This is a genomic window from Neisseria sp. P0021.S005 (assembly GCF_051956955.1).
This window is the reverse complement of the sequence record NZ_JBQCWY010000589.1, coordinates 1-1,910: the sequence shown is the minus strand read 5'-3', so window position 1 is coordinate 1,910 and position 1,910 is coordinate 1. Positions and strand designations below refer to the sequence as shown.

2 protein-coding genes are annotated in these 1,910 nt (G+C 47.0%); one reads left to right on the top strand and one right to left on the bottom strand.

Annotated features, from left to right (window positions below; translation table 11 throughout):
* Positions 1–108: 108 nt before the first annotated feature.
* Entirely contained in the window at positions 109–1,518 is a 1,410-nt protein-coding gene (locus tag ACTHUE_RS17230) for a PepSY-associated TM helix domain-containing protein (protein ID WP_440403017.1), read from the top strand.
* Between the two features lie 207 nt (positions 1,519–1,725).
* On the opposite strand, the gene ACTHUE_RS17225 is transcribed toward ACTHUE_RS17230, so the two are convergent.
* The coding region (locus tag ACTHUE_RS17225; protein ID WP_440402825.1) for a 50S ribosomal protein L19 at positions 1,726–1,910 on the bottom strand (185 nt) is incomplete at its 5' end.

Here is a 1,910-nt window from a genome sequence, read left to right as displayed (position 1 = left end):
ATTTCAAAGCTACGCTTGAAAAACGGTTTCGTAAATGAATGGTTTTGATTACAATGCTTGCTAATAATCCTTAAGGATTAGTCTGCTTTAATTATATAAAGAGAATATATGGAAACAAAACCAACTTCCCAAAATGAACAACAGGCTAACCGCCGTTATTTGACTGTTTGGCGATGGCATTTTTATGCCGGACTTTTGGTCGCGCCGTTTTTAACTCTGCTGGCTGTTACAGGGTTGGGAATGCTGCTATTTGCCAATATCACCGGTAAAGAAGGCGAGCGGATACATGTTACGCCGCAAGCAGTGGTGCAGCCTTTGTCGGCTCAAGCTGAAGCCGCCAGACAGTTTGTGAATCCGGAAACTGCTTCTGTGGTGCAATATATTGCGCCGCGCGCAGATGATATGGTGGCCGTATTTCGTGTGAACAACGACGATAAAGCCACTATGGTTGCCGTTGATCCTTATACGGCAAAAGTCGTGAATACGATACCGCGCGGTCAAGGCTGGTATCACACGATGGACGAAATCCATGGCGATATGATGATGGGTGCGACTGGTGACTACCTGTTGGAAACTGCTGCATCGCTAACCATCATCATGATTGTGACCGGTATTTATTTGTGGTGGGTAAAACAGCGTAGTCTGAAGGCCGTCCTTTTACCTAAAGCAGGCAAAGGCCGTTCTTGGTGGCGCAACCTGCACGGTGCGGTTGGCTCTTGGGTTTCTTTGATTTTGCTGCTGTTCTGTTTGTCTGGTATTGCTTGGGCAGGTATTTGGGGTGGTAAGGCTGTGCAGGCATGGAGCCAATTCCCAGCCGGCAAATGGGGTGTGGAGCCTAATCCGGTATCTTCCGTGCCAACCCATGGCGATGTGTTGAATGATGGCAAATCCAAAGAAGTGCCGTGGATTTTAGAGCTGACGCCTATGCCGGTTTCCGGTACGACACTGGGCGAAAACGGCATTAATCCAAGTGAACCGATGACGTTGGAAACGGTTGACCGCTTTGCGCGCGAAATTGGCTTCAAAGGCCGCTATCAGTTGAACCTACCTAAAGGCGAAACCGGCGTATGGACGCTGTCGCAAGACTCAATGAGCTACGATATGATTAGTCCGACTGCGGATCGTACGGTACACATCGATCAATACAGCGGCAAAGTCCTGGCTGATATTCATTTCGATGATTACAACTGGTTTGGTAAATTCATGGCAGCAAGTATTGCTTTGCATATGGGTACACTGGGCTGGTGGAGCGTATTGGCAAATGTCTTGTTCTGTCTGGCGATTATCTTTATCTGTGTCAGCGGCTGTGTGATGTGGTGGAAGCGCCGTCCTTCGGAAGCACGTGGTTTGGTTCCTCCTGCACAGAAAATCAAATTGCCGGTATGGTGGGCAATGGCTGTGCCACTTCTTATTTTGGCTGTGATTTTCCCGACGGCTATTGCCGCAATCGCTGTTATTTGGATTTTGGATACACTGTTATTATCACGTATTCCAGCATTAGCAGGATGGTTTAAATAACCGCCCGATGTAATTCAAGGCCGTCTGAATCTTTTGTTTCAGACGGCCTTTTTTATAGAGGTCAAAAGTAGGGGGTTATGATTCTGTTTAAGTTTATGCGTGAGATGGGAATTGTGATTGGCTTACAGGATTGTGTAAGAAAGACGAGGAGATCTTGTATAAAAACAAAAAACCCACTTCATTGAAGTGGGTTTTTGAAGAAAGCGATTAACCTTTGCGAGCAGGCAATTTTTCTTTAATGCGGGCCGCTTTACCGGTCAGGCCACGCAAGTAGTACAGTTTGGCGCGACGTACGTCACCACGGCGTTTAACTTCGATTTTTTCTACGGTAGGAGAGTACAGTTGGAAAGTACGTTCTACACCTTCGCCGCTAGAGATTTTGCGAACGATGA

Excerpts from the sequence above, each read along its gene's own strand:
- ACTHUE_RS17230 (WP_440403017.1), top strand. The coding sequence starts at position 109 with ATGGAAACAAAACCAACTTCCCAAAATGAACAACAGGCTAACCGCCGT.